This window comes from Microvirga sp. VF16 (assembly GCF_016864375.1).
Classification (GTDB): Bacteria; Pseudomonadota; Alphaproteobacteria; order Rhizobiales; family Beijerinckiaceae; genus Microvirga.
Map to the genome: position 1 here is coordinate 3,564,803 of NZ_CP069354.1, position 15,783 is coordinate 3,580,585.

General features: G+C 56.5%; 13 protein-coding genes. 8 read left to right on the forward strand and 5 right to left on the reverse strand.

Annotated features, from left to right (window positions below; all coding sequences use genetic code 11):
• Window positions 1-558 precede the first annotated feature (558 nt).
• The 3 genes from JO965_RS16615 to JO965_RS16625 all read left to right on the forward strand — a co-directional run bounded on the left by JO965_RS16615 (window position 559) and on the right by JO965_RS16625 (window position 5,473).
• Window positions 559-1,398 carry a dienelactone hydrolase family protein gene (locus JO965_RS16615; protein ID WP_246776893.1) on the forward strand — a complete coding sequence of 280 codons (840 nt, stop codon included), beginning with the start codon at window positions 559-561 and terminating at the stop codon, window positions 1,396-1,398.
• Between the two features lie 399 nt (window positions 1,399-1,797).
• Window positions 1,798-3,567, forward strand: coding sequence for an adenylate/guanylate cyclase domain-containing protein (locus JO965_RS16620; protein WP_203439968.1), 1,770 nt, complete (start codon window positions 1,798-1,800; stop codon window positions 3,565-3,567).
• A 217-nt stretch (window positions 3,568-3,784) separates the two neighbouring features.
• Window positions 3,785-5,473: an adenylate/guanylate cyclase domain-containing protein gene (locus tag JO965_RS16625; protein WP_371826888.1), complete on the forward strand. Its 1,689-nt coding sequence runs from the start codon at window positions 3,785-3,787 to the stop codon at window positions 5,471-5,473.
• Between the two features lie 159 nt (window positions 5,474-5,632).
• Here the strand turns inward: JO965_RS16625 and JO965_RS16630 are convergent, their stop codons facing one another.
• The 4 genes from JO965_RS16630 to JO965_RS16645 form a co-directional block, all read right to left on the reverse strand.
• Entirely contained in the window at window positions 5,633-5,794 is a 162-nt protein-coding gene (locus JO965_RS16630; protein WP_203439970.1) for a hypothetical protein, read from the reverse strand.
• A 750-nt stretch (window positions 5,795-6,544) separates the two neighbouring features.
• Window positions 6,545-6,796, reverse strand: coding sequence for a hypothetical protein (locus tag JO965_RS16635; RefSeq protein ID WP_203439971.1), 252 nt, complete (start codon window positions 6,794-6,796; stop codon window positions 6,545-6,547).
• A gap of 724 nt (window positions 6,797-7,520) precedes the next feature.
• Window positions 7,521-8,114, reverse strand: coding sequence for a cupin domain-containing protein (locus JO965_RS16640; RefSeq protein WP_203439972.1), 594 nt, complete (start codon window positions 8,112-8,114; stop codon window positions 7,521-7,523).
• A 116-nt stretch (window positions 8,115-8,230) separates the two neighbouring features.
• On the reverse strand, window positions 8,231-8,824 hold the full coding sequence (locus tag JO965_RS16645; RefSeq protein WP_203439973.1) for a hypothetical protein: 594 nt from the start codon (window positions 8,822-8,824) through the stop codon (window positions 8,231-8,233).
• A gap of 282 nt (window positions 8,825-9,106) precedes the next feature.
• On the opposite strand from JO965_RS16645, the gene JO965_RS49390 reads away from it, so the two are divergent.
• The 3 genes from JO965_RS49390 (at window position 9,107) to JO965_RS16655 (ending at window position 11,765) form a co-directional block, all read left to right on the forward strand.
• Window positions 9,107-9,496 carry a DUF2946 family protein gene (locus JO965_RS49390; protein WP_371826798.1) on the forward strand — a complete coding sequence of 130 codons (390 nt, stop codon included), beginning with the start codon at window positions 9,107-9,109 and terminating at the stop codon, window positions 9,494-9,496.
• 41 nt (window positions 9,497-9,537) lie between these two features.
• The gene (locus JO965_RS16650; protein ID WP_246776591.1) at window positions 9,538-10,077 is read left to right on the forward strand and encodes a YcnI family protein; all 540 of its coding nucleotides are present in this window, start codon (window positions 9,538-9,540) and stop codon (window positions 10,075-10,077) included.
• A 65-nt stretch (window positions 10,078-10,142) separates the two neighbouring features.
• The gene (locus tag JO965_RS16655) at window positions 10,143-11,765 is read left to right on the forward strand and encodes a copper resistance CopC/CopD family protein (RefSeq protein ID WP_203439974.1); all 1,623 of its coding nucleotides are present in this window, start codon (window positions 10,143-10,145) and stop codon (window positions 11,763-11,765) included.
• A gap of 438 nt (window positions 11,766-12,203) precedes the next feature.
• Here the strand turns inward: JO965_RS16655 and JO965_RS16660 are convergent, their stop codons facing one another.
• Window positions 12,204-12,392 carry a hypothetical protein gene (locus tag JO965_RS16660; protein ID WP_203439976.1) on the reverse strand — a complete coding sequence of 63 codons (189 nt, stop codon included), beginning with the start codon at window positions 12,390-12,392 and terminating at the stop codon, window positions 12,204-12,206.
• Window positions 12,393-12,810: 418 nt separating this feature from the next.
• Between JO965_RS16660 and JO965_RS16665 the strand changes: the two genes are divergently transcribed.
• Window positions 12,811-14,682 (forward strand): DUF3696 domain-containing protein, encoded by a 1,872-nt coding sequence (locus tag JO965_RS16665; RefSeq protein ID WP_203439978.1) that lies wholly within the window; start codon window positions 12,811-12,813, stop codon window positions 14,680-14,682.
• Window positions 14,679-15,758: a hypothetical protein gene (locus tag JO965_RS16670; RefSeq protein ID WP_203439980.1), complete on the forward strand. Its 1,080-nt coding sequence runs from the start codon at window positions 14,679-14,681 to the stop codon at window positions 15,756-15,758. Before JO965_RS16665 ends, JO965_RS16670 begins: the two co-directional genes overlap by 4 nt.
• The last annotated feature ends 25 nt before the right edge of the window (window positions 15,759-15,783 follow it).

A 15,783-nucleotide genomic window follows, 5' to 3' on the forward strand; every position in this document is an offset into this window, starting at 1 on the left:
GGCAGCAATGGTCGAGCGATTATCGGATTTCCCACGGGTGGTCGTCCGTGTCGATTGTCCCATCTGCCCTCACCGGAAGGGACAGTATCGACTAGCCCGGTTGGCCGAGAAGTTCGGAGCGGACATCCCGCTTTGCGATCTGATCGAGCAGATCGCCTTCGACTGCCCTAGAAAGTCTCTTCCGTGGGAGCGGCCTCCAGGCCAGTACGATCCCCGTTGCAAGGCTCGATTCACTGATCTTGAGGCGACCAGCCGCCCTCCCCCAGACCTACCGCCGATGATGCGGAAGCTGACGGTGATCCTGGGTGGAAAGAGATGATCCTTTTGGGATGCTGATACCTGTGGCTCACGAACTGCCGTCTCACCCTCTGAGCGGTAAGCGATCTCGGCGGCTCGCTCAAAACGGATCTACTTCGTTTTCTGCGCCCGCCCAAGATCAGGTGCCCGCATTCCTCTTGAACACCACTGTCACAGGTAGGATGATGGCGCTGCTGAGCGGTCTTTGGCGCGGAGGGTGCCATGTGTCGATCAGTTGCCTTATCCCTCATCGGGCTTGGGATGGTCTTCGCGAGCCACGCTTGGGGACAGCCAGTCAAGCCATCGGATTCGGCTACTCCCGTGATCGCGAAAGTTGAACTCGACGGTGCGGCTCGTCCTCTTGGCAAGTTCCAAGAACAACGGGCTCGGCAGCGGGGAGAAGACCCGAAACCAACCCCTGGAAGCCGCCTTCAAGCGTATCTTGCAAAGCCAGAGGGCGATGGCCCCTTCCCTGCGGTCGTGGTGCTCCATGGTTGCCGAGGAGTATCAGCACTTGAGAGCCAGAAGCTGCCGGAACTCCTAACCTCGTGGGGTTATGTCGCGCTGTCGGTTGACAGCTTCACAAGCCGGAAGGCTGAGGACGCCTGTGTGAAAGAGCCAGCTTCAGTGGATCGGGTTGCCGATGCCTATGGCGCTCTCTCCTACCTCGCGGCTCAACCCTTTGTGGACCGCAACCGCGTCGGTCTTCTCGGCGTATCGATGGGCGCGAGGGCGGTTCTCGCCATGGCTGAACGACAAGTCAGTGAAGGGGTGGTGAACCCTGACAACCTGACCTTCAAGGCCGGGGTGGCATACTATCCGCGATGTGGGGTGCTGGCCGACAAGACCATGTTCCCGCTGCTAATCATGGTGGGCAGCGAGGATCAGTGGACCCCGGCTCGGGCCTGCGAAGAACTGGTGGCGGGACGAGCGAGTGACAGCGCCTCTGTGGACCTCGCGATCTATCCCGGCGCTCATCACGGCTTTGTCGAACAGGACTGGGTTTCAGGCCAAGGGTTCAAAGTCGGATACAACGCGCAGGCCGCAGAGGACTCGCTGCGCCGCGCGCATGATTTCTTCGACCGCGCTCTCAAACGTTAGGTCTTCGTGCGTTTGTGGTCAGCGTGGCCTCTGCCCGAAGGTCTTGGATGGTGACCCAACGAAAGCCCACCAACACCACCTCATCGACAGGATCGCCCTCGACTGCCCGAGAAAGTCTCTCCCATGGGAGCGGCCTCCTGACCATTTCGATCCCAGGTGCAAGGCCCGTTTCACCGACTTGGAGGCTGTGCGTTGCCCCCCGGACCTTCCACCGATGATGCGGAAACTCACCGCCATCCAGGGTGGAAAGGGCTGAGGCAAAGCCTCGACAGAACCATCCCTCCGTGTAATCACGCTACCCAATAGCGTGATTCATCTCACTCTTGAGAACCTATGAGGCGCTAGACCCAGGTCGAGGATCGTCGCAAACTGCACTGCTGTGAGCATGTGGACACGTCCATGTCCGATTTGCGTCCCAGGTCACAGCGCAGGCTCGCTGCCGTTCTGGCTGCCGATGTGGTGGGCTCCTCGCGTCTCATGGAGAAGGACGAGGAAGGCACAGTTTCGGCCATCCGCACGATCTTGGCAGAGGTTCTTGAGCCAGCCGCTGCGCGGCATCATGGACGGGTCGTCAAGACCATGGGGGACGGGGCACTGCTGGAGTTCGCCAGCCCGGTCGAGGCTGTCCTCTGCGCCATTGAGGTGCAGGCCAGTGTCACCGACCGGGTTGAGCGCGAGCTTGACGGTCAGGGCATCCTGCTCCGGATAGGGATCAATCTCGGTGACCTCATCGTCGGTGAAGACGGGGACATCCTCGGTGACAGCGTCAATGTGGCGGTTCGCCTGGAAGGTATTGCCGATCCTGGCGGAATCTGCGTCTCGGCCAAGGTCTTCGACGAACTGGAGGGCAAGTTGGCCCTGCCCTTCGAGGATCGGGGCGAGCACCGCCTCAAGAACATTGCCCGCCCCATCCATGTCTATGCCCTTAAACGTGAGAACACGTCATCCGGGGAGCCGAAGGCGGCACGATCAAGCCCAAGCCATGCTGATAAGCCCTCTATCGCGGTTCTGCCCTTCACGAACTTGAGCGGTGATCCTGAGCAGGAGTATTTTGCGGATGGGATCACGGATGACATCATCACAGCCCTCGCGAAGACACGATGGCTGTTCGTCATTCCCCGCAACTCCTCTTTTCCGTTCAAGGGAAAGGCCATCGAAACAGAACAGGTCGCGCAGCGGCTTGGGGTTCGTTACATCCTCAGCGGCAGCATACGTCGGAGTGGTTCTCACGTCCGTGTTTCGGTTCAACTGATGGAAGCTGAAACGGGTGGATCGCTCTGGGCCGAGCGATACGACCGCGACCTCGGGGATATTCTCGTTCTCCAAGACGAAATTGCCGAAGAAGTCTGCGGAGCCATCGAGCCCGAACTTCTCAAGAAAGAAGGGCAACGCGGGGCACAGCGGCCACAGAGCTTGACCGCGTGGGATCTCGTTCGTCGCGGCATGTGGGAGTTCCACAAGATCAGACCGGAGTCGCATCGTCGTGCCCGCGAGCTTTTCCTCAAGGCAATCAAGGTCGAACCCGACTCAGCGGACGGCTACATCTGGTTGGCTCGCGTCGAAGCCGGTCTTGCGGCGTATGGCTGGGGTGATGATGCTGAGGCAGATCTCCGAAACGGCATGGCTGCTGGATTGAAAGCCGTGCAGCTTGATGAGAAGAATCCATATTCCCATTACGCTGTCGCCGTGACGCACGTATTTGGGGGCGAGTTTGAGATCGCCACTCCAGCCGCCCAGCGAGCCATTCGCCTCAGCCCCAGCTTCGCTCTCGGCCATCTGATCCTTGGGGCGGCGCTCCTCCATGCGAGTCGTCCACAGGATGCGATTGAGCCTCTGGAGCACGGGTTACGGCTCTCTCCCTATGATCCACAGAACTTCGCATGGCTGTTTTTGCTTGCTGTGGCCTACTACTTCTCGGGGAACGCAGAGCCAGGGCTTAGCGCTGCCCGCCGAGCGCTGTCCCTACGGCCCCACTGGATTCCTGCGCTGAAGGTGGTTGTCCTTTGCTGCAAGACGCTCGGCGATACCCGTCAGGCTCATTCTGCGGCGTCTGAGATCCGATCCACCAGCGATGCCGAGGGGAGCCTCGCGCGTCTCGTCCCCGTATCCAATCCATCTTGGATTGATCAAATCGAACGAGCGACTCAGGAGATCCTGGGAGATGCGTAACTTCATTGCGTATAAGGCTTAGCCATTCGCCCAGCCGCCATCCTGCAAAAACTTGGCTGTGAGATCATACCCTGGATGCGGGCTGGACACCCTACCCTACCCACATCAGAATCTGATCCGAAACTGCACCGGGGGTCCGATGGGTCCGCAGGAGCACAAGGTCGAGCGACGGCTGGCAGCCATCTTCGCGGCTGACGTGGCAGGCTATTCGCGGCTCATGGAGCACGATGAAGTAGGAACGCTCCGCACGCTCACCAACCATCGCGAGATCATGGACCGGTTGATCGTCGAGCATGGGGGACGGATCGCCAACACCGCAGGCGATAGTGTCCTGGTCGAGTTCCCCAGCGCTGTGGAGGCCGTTCAATGTGCTGTGGACATCCAGCATGCCCTCGCAGCGGCAAACCAGGACACCTCGGGGGAGCGCCGCCTCCAGTTCCGGATCGGGGTTCATGTTGGTGATGTTATGGTGCGCGGAAGCGATCTGCTCGGGGACGGCGTGAACATCGCCGCTCGGCTGGAAAGCCTTGCTGATCCAGGGGGCATTTGCCTCTCTGAAGCCGCCTACGGATATGTGCGAAAGGTCATTCCTCTCGCTTTCACGGACCTCGGACCCCAGAAGATCAAGAATATCGGGGAGCCCGTACGAGCCTACGCTCTGAAGGCAACGTCAACGGCCCAATCTAGGACAGAGACCGTCAAATCACCCCCTCTGCCTGATAAGCCGTCGATTGCCGTGCTCCCGTTCACGAACATGAGCGGCGACCCAGAGCAGGACTATTTTGCCGATGGAATTGTTGAGGAGATCATTGCGGCTCTGTCGCGCTTTCGGTCGCTGTTCGTCATCGCCCGTAACTCCACCTTCACCTACAAGGGCAAGGCTGTTGATGTGCGCCAAGTCAGCCGCGAGCTTGGAGTTCGTTACGTGTTGGAGGGCAGCGTCCGGAAAGCGGGGAACCGCCTTCGCATCATCGCCCAATTGATTGATGCCACAGTGGGCAACCACATCTGGTCCGAGCGGTATGACGGGGAACTTGCCGACATCTTTGACCTTCAGGACCGGGTGACAGAGGCGATAGTCGGAGCTATCGAGCCGACCATCACTCTGAGCGAGATCGAGCGGGCCAAGCGCAAGCGTCCGGACAGTCTTGATGCCTATGATTGCGTGATGCGGGCGCTGCCCGCCATCTGGTCGCAGGATGCCGAAACCACAGCGGAGGGACTTCGACTGGCTGAACAGGCAATTGCACTTGACTCCACCTATGCTCTTCCAAAGGCGCTCGCCGCATGGTGCTACGCGCAGCGCCTGTCCTACTTGCGAACCAAGAATCCTGCCGAGGATCGAAGCCGAGCCACAACCCTGGCCCAAGATGCGGTCCGACTGGACGACAATGATCCGCTGGTGCTCACCTGTGCAGGGTCCGCTCACTCGATTTTAAGGGAGCACGCGCTCGCCCAAAGCCTGATCGAAAAAGCTATGAAACTAGACCCCAACTCGGCATGGACATGTCAACGCAGCGGCTGGATCAACGTCTACGTCCGCCAGTCTGACAAAGCGCTTGAGCACTTCAATCGTGCGATGCGCTTGAGTCCAGTTGACCCGCTTATATTCAACATCTTCATCGGGATCGGATGCGCTTATTTCGCGAAGACTGAATATGACGAGGCAGCACGTTGGATTGAGAAGGGGCTGCGAGAGAAACCAGACGCGGTTTGGGCCAATCGCGCTCTGACAGCCTCACTTTATCATGCGGGGCGAATTGATGAGGCAAAAATAACGTACGCGACGCTTCTAAAGAACTTCCCCGATCTGACCATCTCTGGGCTTCTTGAGCGCACGCCGGGCAGTGATTTTTCCAGGGGAAAGTTCGTCGAAGCCTTTCGGGCATTGGGGCTCCCCGAATAGGCCCCTCCACACGTGATTCTGATACTGGACTTGCTTGGTAGCGGAACGTTGTTGGGATCAAGTGTATTAAGCTTCTCCATCGCTTGTCGGATGCGATGGCAAAAGATAAGCCGGTTCCAACTCTCCCGCGACTGTCCGCACCCCTGACTGATGCTCCCGTCAGGGCATGATCCTGAGCAGATCCTCAACGCACAGCGCGGAGTTGTGGGCCACGGTAGCGACCATCTCGGCATAGGAGAGGTGACTGTCATCCCCTGCCCCATCCGAGACGGTGCGGATGATATAGGCTGCCTTATCGAAGCGGCGGGCTACTTCGAGCACTGCCGCTGGATGGCAGTCGCGTTCTCATGAGCCTTCGCCGTCTCAATGCTTGCCTACACGTCCTATCGTGTGCTTGGGGACTCTGCCTTAGTTGGCAACGAGAGATCCGCGAGGGACACCCAACCAATGTCAGGCCGGGGACACGGAACCAAGTAGGCTCGGCCATCCTCGATCTTCTCGATCTGGCACGGCATCGCCCTGCGGTCACCTGGGGGACGGTATATGACGACAGCACCAACTTGGAGGTGCTCCTCGTGGTCTGACGCTGCACTGTGAGTATGCGTTGAACGGTCGGACAGGATGTCCTGTGGTGCTATCCTTTCCTCCTTGCTAGCTTTCAGTCGCTCAAGGGCTGCAATAGCAACACGTGCCCGGTCTCGGTAGCGCTCGCTCACCGCTCGTAGGAGAGGACCGCGTTTCCGCCCTGGATACCACGACAGTCCACCGACCTTGGCAAGCTCTTGTGCGACTGCATCAATCTCTTCCTCAGTCATCACCCCCCCTCCTGTGATGATCTCAGACCTATGTAATCGATTACAGCACAGGTAAGGACAATAGCGCTAGGGCCACAGAACTGAACTCACTAAGATGGTTAAGTTCTACCGTCATTGGCAGTTCTCCGAACTTCAAAGTTTTCCCGCTGCTTCTTTGCAGATCAGCTTTAAGATGATGGTGTTCAGATAAAGCGTCTGGAGAGATACAACGATAGCCAACCCCAGTATTTTAGTTCTGGATAGGTGTGGGTCTGCTCTAGTGTCGTGATGGCATTTTCGAGAGTGGTTCGTCGAGGGCGAGACTTCCGATCACTTGCCCGGCCTCACCTGTAATCTCAAGCCTCCAGCCCTTCCATTCCGCCGCTGCCGATGGATCTTCAGCCTGAAGCTCCCGGATAACTTCCATCGCAGAGTTCAAGGCTGACTGAGCATCTGCTACCAGCACGCCCTCTTCATCGGGGATCACGTCTTCACGATTGACAAGAGTGAAAAAGAAGCGTGAGGGCATGGGCCGAGCGAATTGGCCAATCGTAGGGTGTGGGCAATCAACAATTCCTTATTAATTCCCTTCGAGTCTAAAAACGCTTACCGCAATGTTAATTATGATTAATGCGTACTGACGCAAATTCTTTGGATGTGCACGCCCGTGAACACTCACATCCAAAGACATTTACATTGAGGCTATTATAATTTATGGCTCTTCGTTCAATCATAGAGCACTGAAATCGCTATCAGAGCCCATTAGCAAGAATCTACGTTGGCTCTGCCTTACGTTTTTGCCTCCTTGGCCTCAGCCGCCCTCCCCGATCCGTTCTCCTTCTTGGGTAGGACACGGAATGGAACCTCCCCTGCCCTTGAGCGCTGATATCGATTCTGTGCTCTTCTGGCTGCGGGACCAGCCATGCCCGACGACCCTGATCAGATCTTGCAGGAGTTGCGTCACCGGATAGCCACTGAGGGGTTGCCGAAGCTCTCAGCAGAAGCCCTGCGGTCGTACAAGCGCGAGGAGCGGCGCGGTCCCAGGCTGACCCAGCCAGTTGTGTCCAAGCCTCTGCTCAGCTTGTCCCCAGAAGCACTCCGACTGTTCCGCGAGAAAGCTGATCCCGCATGGCTATGGAAGCGGCAATAACCGGTTCTTCCTAGCTGATGAAAGTATCCTACTCGACTTCCCAAGCGTCGCTGCTGCGGTTAGGTGCCCCATCGAAGTCCGGAGCACTCAACGCCCGCACTCCTCAGTCGAGCTTGGCTGGGGACGAGAATGGTCTATTGGCGTCCACCACGAACAGGGCAAACTCTTCCAAGTTGGTTGAGCCGCTGCTCGACACCTCCATCGGTGTATCGCCACCATGGCCCACCGTGGTCTGGCCAGCAGGGACTCGAATCACGCCATGCGGGGTCTTCTGGGTCAGTTCCCCGCTGATGACGTAAAACGCCTCCGAACCAGGGTGGGTGTGGACGGACGTGACGCTGCCTGGAGGACCGCCTGCTTCATTGACGCGGAGCAGATACTGGGTTGCATTGATCCGGGGGATCGGTCCAATCTCGGCGACCTTCTTGCCGCCCATTGAGGCTTCTCCTGCGGGGCCAAGCGTGAAGAGCCAAAACTTGCCTTTAGCCTCAGCTACCAGCCCCATCGGACCAGCGGCCTGCTGCGCCTGCTCTTTGGTTTCGAAGTTATCAATGCGCCAGAAAAGCTCGCCGGGTGGCAACTCCGTCACCCTTTTCTCGACCAGCGGCTTCGCGACAAAGGTTTGCTGCGCCATCGCTAACGAGGACAAGACGAACAATCCTGGAATGAATGCTGCAATAATCCTGCGTTTCATCATCCAACCTCCAGCGTTCGACGTGCTGTGGCACGAGCTTACGGCTCTCGCTTGAGGGCCGTTGAGGTTTCAAGCAACCGCCGTGCTGCCAGTCTGAGGCACGGCGGCAGGGTTCGAGCCTACCTCGTGGCGGTTTCAGGCATCTGCACTGGGAGCATCAGGTGCTCATAGGGCGTATCTGGCCACATCACGTAAGGCTTCGTGGTGTCTGGCTTGGCGGCTCTTGGGTAGCCCTCCATCATGCCTTTGGCTCCCACGATCATCACGTGTGGACCCGTCTCGACCCAGTTGTTGTTGGGTTCGGGCTTTTCAGCATGCGGATCGGTGTTGCTGGCGTCCGTGCCACCCGCCAACATGTACAGGAAGCCAACCTTATTCTTCGGCGGCTCCTTCTTCCCGATCCAAGCTTGTGCCCACTCCATGGCATTCTGGTCACCGCACATGGGATCAGGCCCTGGTGTGCTCGGGCTGTCAGGCAGACAGGTAAAGCCGTTCGTCCCCTTGCGCACGACCCGTGTCTTGCCATCCGCTGACACGTCCACGATGGTCGCGTCCTTGACGATGGCGGGTGGGGCTGCCGTCATGGCACTCTTGATGATGTCCTCATCGCTCATCGGGCCAGTCGTATGCTGATGCTGGGCTGAGGCCGAGGCAATGGAAGCTAAGGTAACAACACTGCACGCGATCCAAGCTAGAGTGTGATGCCTGTTCATGGCTCACCTCCTGTCAAAACGCGACCGGCATAAGCAGAATACTCCTATGGGTCTGCTTTGAGGAGACCACTCCCACGCACAATGTGCACCCAAGGTGCATCTATGTACCTCTTGATACTCGCCGCTTCCTTGTCGGTATGATTTCAACCGTCGTGATAAAGGGAACTTGCTATCAGGCTGTTGCATCCAATCTGGACAGTAGATTGCGGCTGATCAAAGAGACGCAGGGCGGACCCGACTAGAAGATGTACTGGAGCTACACGGCATCGAGATCTATACACCATGCACCTCGGACCATATCTCTTGAGGAAGGTAATTTCGTTAACTGCGGCCTTGTCGCTGGTCCTGCATGCTCTGCTGCTCGCGTCTGCCGTTTCGCCGAAACCACGTACTCAAGCCGCAGCGTCACTCATCCATGTTCACGCTGGCAGCCCCGATCACGACCGAGGCCCTGCACCAGCCGATAACCAGCAAAACAGCCACGACCTTCGCTTCTGCTGCATTCTGTGCAGCAAGCTTGGGACAGCCATCGGCCCATCTCCCGTCCCCCTGTCCCTCCCGGTCCTGCGTCTGGTCGCCTCGACCATCCGTTTTGCCCAAGACCATCAGACTTTGAGTAGAGTGGCGTCCGTTCTTCCAGTAGGAGCACGCGCACCACCAGTTCCCGGTTGATGCCCGCCTCTCAGATCAACCCGAACAACTGGACGAACACCATGTCTCTTATCCATCACGTCGGCATGCTCGGTGCCGCCGTATCCTTATGCCTTTCTGCCTCTGCTGCCTTTGGCCATGCGACCCTTGAGGTTCAAGAGGCTCCTATCAAGTCAACCTACAAGGGCATTATCCGCATCGGCCATGGCTGCGATGGCGCAGCGACCCTGAAGGTCCGCGTCCGCATTCCCGAGGGTGTCATCGCCGTCAAGCCGATGCCTAAACCCGGCTGGGAACTGGAGACCGTCGAAGGGCCGTACGCCAAGACCTATGACAATCACGGCACGCCTATGTCGGAAGGCGTCCAGGAGATCGTCTGGACCGGGAAGCTGTTGGACAAGCACTATGATGAGTTCGCTTTCCGGGGAGCCCTGACGGACAGCCTTCAGCCGGGAACGACGCTCTATTTCCCCGTGGTGCAGGATTGCGAGGGCGGCAAGGCCGACCGTTGGATCGAGATTCCAGCAGAGGGCAAGAGGGCCGACGACTACAAGTATCCCGCTCCTGGGGTAAAGTTGCTCCCGGCGAAAGCCACGCAATAAGGCTCTGACGCGCGGGTGCATCGAGTATCCGCGCGTCCACCCCCGGTGCGTCGATGATGGTTCGGATGTTCCTCACCCTGTTGCTGATGACCGCGTGTGTCGCGCTCGGTCCAAGGGAGGCGCGGGCTCATGCTTCGCTGATGACCACCGAGCCATCTGATGGAGCCGTGCTAAAGCAAGCCCCGAATCGAATTGTTCTCCACTTCACTGAACCCGTTTCGCCTCTCATCCTGCGGCTGATCGGCCCGAATGGTGAAGCAACGGATCTCACGCAAGGTCAGGTGCGACATCAAGCAGTCGAGATCACACCGCCTGCGAGCCTTCGCAGCGGAAGCTATGCCCTTAGCTGGCGTGTCATATCGGCTGATGGTCATCCTATCGGCGGATCGCTGATCTTCTCCATTGGATCGCTGTCCCCAGGCCAGCGGGCAGGCACGGTGCAGGCGAGCCGACCAGTCCAAGTTGGCCTTTGGTCCGCGCGATGGCTCATGTACATCGGGGCTTTCGTCGGAGGCGGCGGTGCGTTCTTCGTTGCCTGGATTGCGGGTCGATCCAATCTCTGGGGCTCAGCCCGCCTGGGCATTGTGATCTCCCTGTGGGGTGGCGCTTTCGCCACGGTCTTGTCGGTGGGCCTGCAAGGGCTCGATGCTCTTGCTCTTCCGCTCCAGGCCCTTGGCAATGGGGCTGTTTGGCTCCAGGGGTTCAGGACGGCTTTTGGGATCACGGCTGTCCTTGTGCTCCTTGGCTTCCTAACGGGGCTGCTCTCTCTCGCTGTCAAGAAGCGCTGGTATGCGCAAGTCCTCTCGGGAGCCGCGCTGGTAGGCGTCGGCATAGCTCTCGCCGCGAGCGGGCACGCAAGCACGGCAGAGCCGCAGTGGCTCACCCGGACCAGCATCTTCCTTCATGTCACGGGGCTTTCCTTCTGGATCGGTGCCCTCATGCCTCTCTTCATGATGTTGCTCATGATGTTGCGCCGCGCTGATCCGCAGGGCGTGACCATCATGAACCGCTTCTCGGTCGCAATCCTTCCCATTGTGATCATACTGATGATTGCTGGCGCGGTCCTCGCTGTCATTCAGGTCGGATCTGTACAGGCGCTCTGGAGCACTCCGTACGGCACCATCCTGCTCCTTAAACTCCTAGCTGTCGTCGGCCTTCTGGCTCTTGCAGCAGCCAACCGTCTGGTGCTCACGCCAGTCCTTGCGCAGAACCAAGCGCAGCAGAGGACGTGGTTCGCCCGCTCGATTGCAGCGGAAGGCGTGCTAGTCCTCTTGATCTTAGGTTTGGTGGCTGGCTGGCGTTTCACGCCGCCTCCACGGGCCACTGTTCCAATTCCCGCCAGTCCGTCCATTGCGGCACCTGAACCAATATCGGCCCACTTCCATACAAGTAAAGCGATGGCTCAGATCACCCTCGATCCCGGACGGGCGGGTAGGACGACGATGCTGATCAAACTTGTCTCGGCGTCAGGTGCTCCCTTGAACCCAAAGGACGTTGTGATCGCCTTCTCCAACCCCTCATCAGGCATTGAACCCTTCGAACGGCATGGTGTCCGCATGGACGGGGGCACTTGGCACGTCGATGATCTGGTGGTTCCTATTCCTGGACAGTGGCTGGTGCGGGTCGATGCGCTCGTGTCGGACTTTGATAAGATCATGCTGGAGGGCATGATCGAGGTCCGTCCTTAGAAGAATGGCATCAGGACAAGTTGGGCTGACGAGAAACAGTGGCATCTACTCTGGCCGCTCAAAGCCCGGTCTTGCGAATATCGCCTCTGAGTTTACTACCGTGTCTTACAATCTGGACGCTACTCCCGAGCAGGGACAACGTGAGGTCCGATCTGTCCGCTGGGGCCGTCATGGGGACGTAAGAGCATAAGGTTGAACAGCGGCTGTCAACCATTTCGCTGCCTACGTGGCGGGCTATTCGCACCTGATGAGCTAAGACGATGGATCGAGCACGGTCTGGGACGTGCCCTCGCCAGAACTGGAAACCGGCAAGGGTTGTAGGCTACGGGTCGAACTCGAAGCGGTGGTGAAGAGCATCGAACTCCTCGGGTGTCGCACAGAGAATGCCTGTGGTCATCGAAGCTATCCCTGTCATCGGGTCCAGAAAGCCGAAGCTTCTCACACTCCAGCGTCTTTTGCCTCAGCCGCCGTCCACAGTCCCAAGATCTCATCAGGATCGGTGATCCTGAGAAGATGCTCTAGCGTCATGCCGTTTGAGAGGCCGTGCTGGAGCATCTTCTCCCGGTCGGCTTCGAACATGACTTGGTCAGCCCATTCGGGGCGAGCATCGATCAGGGCGTTCATCATGCGCCAGATCCTATGCGAATGTGACTGGCCGAACATCACTGCCCTCCGTGATATTGTCTTTGAATTAGATGCTGACGGAAAGAGTCGAACAGACTATGAACAGGGAGCCGCGTGAACAGAGCAATGCCTGAGGAGCGAGATGGCGACTCCTATTACTGAGATCTGTTCTGGGCCAGTGGCTCCTGAAACTTCTCCTCACGTAGCGGGTCCGAAAGTGGTCACAGCCTTCAGGAAACACTCTGGATAAGTGTGCATCCGGTTGTGCCTGCCCTGACAAAAAGGATAAGACCGCTGTTCAATTTTTTGCCAACGAGTATGCAGGAGCATGGCTCCAAGCATGCTGCTCCATGATTGAGGGCATGGCAGCAATAAGGTAGGTTGCGCCTAAATTCTGCCCAAGAGGCAGTTGGGGGAACAAATGTTCGACAAGTGGACTCTAAAAAACTTCAAATCATTCCACGGCAACAACCCTCTTCCATTGAGAGCACTCACGCTAATTTGTGGAGCGAATAGCTCCGGGAAAAGCAGTGTGCTTCAATCGATACTGCTAATTAAGCAGACATTACAGCATGCCCCTGCCAGCCGAGCGATAGCCCTTAACGGTCCATTGGTGAGGTTAGGGACTTTCACTGATATTGAGAACTTTCAGGCTCGGGAGTCGGAGGTCGAACGCTTCGTTGGGATCGGCTGGGAAATCCGGAAGCGCGCCCGCAGTGATACCCCAGAGAGCGTCCGCATCGTTCAGGAGGAAGTGCAAAGTGTTTCAGTAGACTTCTCGTTTGACACGAATGGGCGGATCACAGAGCAGGAAACTCTTGAGATCCAGCCCAGCCTGCGTGATGTTGAGGTCAATGCTGACTATCGTGATCTAGAGAACAACACTCACAAACTTTGTGTGAAGTTGAAAAGGCCATTGCGCCGAAAACGTAAAATCAAATTTGATTCTACCTTCTTTGATGATTTGTCGGACCCTTTTGCCCTCGCTATTGAGGAGGTCGATAGTGAAACCTCTGCTAGAGCAGTAGAGGGGAAGCCAGACGCGAAGGTAGTCGGTTTTATTACTGAACAATTTTTTCCCATAGCGCCAGTATTGCGGTATGACCGTAACAAGGAGATGGCATCACAGGTTGCACATCTCATTTGCAACACGAGAACCTCTATCAATTCTAGACGGGCTACGCTCTTCAACGTCATTCTTCCCGAAACTGTAATCGGAGTGATTGGTTCATCACTCCGCGAGGGCTCCTTACCTGATGCCCGGGCCGACGAGGTCATACATTCCCTTCTCCGACCCACTGATGGAGAGAATATTTCTGCAATCGAACTCTTCCGGAGGTTTGGCGAGTTACCATTTTCCACAAGACGTAGCATTCAGGCCGCTCTCAGCAAACGCAGAGGCAAAATCGAAAAGCTCTTGGCGGAAGCTTTTGGCAAAGATCTAACATTAGGGCGAGCACGGGTAGAAACGCTGCGCGACGCAGCGGTTCTCAATGAGAACTTCTTCAAATTTTCGGTTCGCTATCTTGGTCCTTTACGAGATGAGCCGAAGCCGCTGTACCCGCTTCACGCACTGGTAAGCCCGACTGATGTTGGCCCGAAGGGCGAACTAACGGCCGCTGTGCTGCATCTGAATGAAAAGCGCCCTGTTGAATACATCCCCGCAAAAAATTTCTCAGACGACCAAGTAAAAGACGGACTTCAGCAAACCCAACTCCGCAATGCTGTCATTGACTGGCTAAAATATCTTGGTGTCGCTGTAGATTTTCAAAGCTCAGAAAAGGGCAAGTTTGGCCACGAACTCCGTGTTCGGACGAATCCCACAGCAGATTTCCAAGATCTGACCAACGTCGGCGTTGGTGTCAGTCAAGTTCTACCGATTGTTGTAACTTGTCTACTTGCACCACGCGGCTCCACCATCATCCTTGAACAACCAGAATTGCACTTGCATCCAGCAGTTCAGGCACGGCTTGCGGACTTTTTCATCGCTATGCTCCTCGCAGGCAAACAGTGCATTATTGAAACACACGGAGAATACCTCGTGGAGAGGCTCCGTTTCCGAATCGTCAGTGACTTTAACAATACAATCATCAACGACACCAAAATTTACTTCTTCGAACAGAAGGATGGAGCCACCAAATATCGAGACGTTCCATTGACGCGCTACGGAGCAATCGACGATTGGCCGAAGGACTTCTTCGATCAGTCGCAAAAAGAGTCAGAGCGCATCGTTATGAAAGCGCTTGAACGTCGGAGAGTGGAGAGAGCGCAAGCGCAGCAGGGTGAAAAGTGATGCTCCCGACGGTTGTGCTTGACCCTGTTGTTCTTTGGCTTCTTGATGGTTCGGAGTCACCGAGTGCTCGCGCGGAAGAGTTTCTGAAGCAAGCTGTAAAGTGGATCAAACCCGACACGAGGCACTCTGCCCGATTGGTAATTTCTGAACGCGCTCTTACTCGCCTACAACAAGCGGGTATGTTTCCAGCAGAGCCTCACTTTACAAAAGTGATCGAAGCGACGGGACTGTCGCATGTGGTGTCACCAAAGCAACTTGCCAGGGACATCTCTCGATTCCTAGCTAATATTCATATTTTCGAGGATGAAGCCGCCGTAAAAGATGGGCTTTTTGAGAGCTTTTCCGCAACTCCATGCCTATTCGACAGCATCAACGATGACGCCATGAAAACCATGTCGGCTGATAATGCATGTCTCGTCGCAGCGAACATAAAACAGGGCAATAGCTTTATTTATGGATACAGCAGAGACGTTTCCGGAGAAACATCTATTGTAGTAAACTGCGATGTTTCTGGGCTACATCCGCAAGAACTTGAGCCAGTGGTTGGAAGTCCGATCTCTGTGAAAATGAATGTTATTCGGAAGCCTGATGAATACCTAAATTGCTTTGATGCGGAATTGCTTTGGAAAAATGCCTCAACGGAAATCCATATCAAGATGGCAATTGAACTCGAAGCTCAAGAGATAGCAAAGGAGCAGAGGCGGCCGATTATGAAGACTCTCAGGATCGGAAGTGAATTTCTGTCTACCCTCAATGCGAATGACGCCGCAGGAGATGGGATTTTTGCATCGGTTGTTCGAAAGAAGTGCGCGCAAGTTCTTGCGGAAGCGGAAAATCTCGAAATCAACGACTTTCACACCGACACCACTCGAACTGAAGTCCGCATTCGCAAACGGGATGATGCCAGAGCAAAGCGGGTTCATGTCACGAAAAGTGACCGAGCCCTACGTTTGATGTTCTGGGAAAAGCAGGATGTGATTGAACTTGCGACCCTGGGTAACAAAAATGAAGAGTACATACACGAAGGTGAAGTGCTTGAAGCCGATCAAGAGGTTACCGTCGATGCGATAAACTGACCTCTAAGGCATGCTTTCACCGAAA

Bases quoted from the DNA above. Each gene is read 5' to 3' on its own strand.
- JO965_RS16615 (WP_246776893.1), top strand. From the start codon at position 559: ATGGTCTTCGCGAGCCACGCTTGGGGACAGCCAGTCAAGCCATCGGAT.
- JO965_RS16620 (WP_203439968.1), top strand. From the start codon at position 1,798: ATGTCCGATTTGCGTCCCAGGTCACAGCGCAGGCTCGCTGCCGTTCTG.
- JO965_RS16625 (WP_371826888.1), top strand. From the start codon at position 3,785: ATGGAGCACGATGAAGTAGGAACGCTCCGCACGCTCACCAACCATCGC.
- JO965_RS16635 (WP_203439971.1), bottom strand. From the start codon at position 6,796: ATGCCCTCACGCTTCTTTTTCACTCTTGTCAATCGTGAAGACGTGATC.
- JO965_RS16640 (WP_203439972.1), bottom strand. From the start codon at position 8,114: ATGATGAAACGCAGGATTATTGCAGCATTCATTCCAGGATTGTTCGTC.
- JO965_RS16645 (WP_203439973.1), bottom strand. From the start codon at position 8,824: ATGAACAGGCATCACACTCTAGCTTGGATCGCGTGCAGTGTTGTTACC.
- JO965_RS49390 (WP_371826798.1), top strand. From the start codon at position 9,107: ATGCACCTCGGACCATATCTCTTGAGGAAGGTAATTTCGTTAACTGCG.
- JO965_RS16650 (WP_246776591.1), top strand. From the start codon at position 9,538: ATGTCTCTTATCCATCACGTCGGCATGCTCGGTGCCGCCGTATCCTTA.
- JO965_RS16655 (WP_203439974.1), top strand. From the start codon at position 10,143: ATGTTCCTCACCCTGTTGCTGATGACCGCGTGTGTCGCGCTCGGTCCA.
- JO965_RS16660 (WP_203439976.1), bottom strand. From the start codon at position 12,392: ATGATGAACGCCCTGATCGATGCTCGCCCCGAATGGGCTGACCAAGTC.
- JO965_RS16665 (WP_203439978.1), top strand. From the start codon at position 12,811: ATGTTCGACAAGTGGACTCTAAAAAACTTCAAATCATTCCACGGCAAC.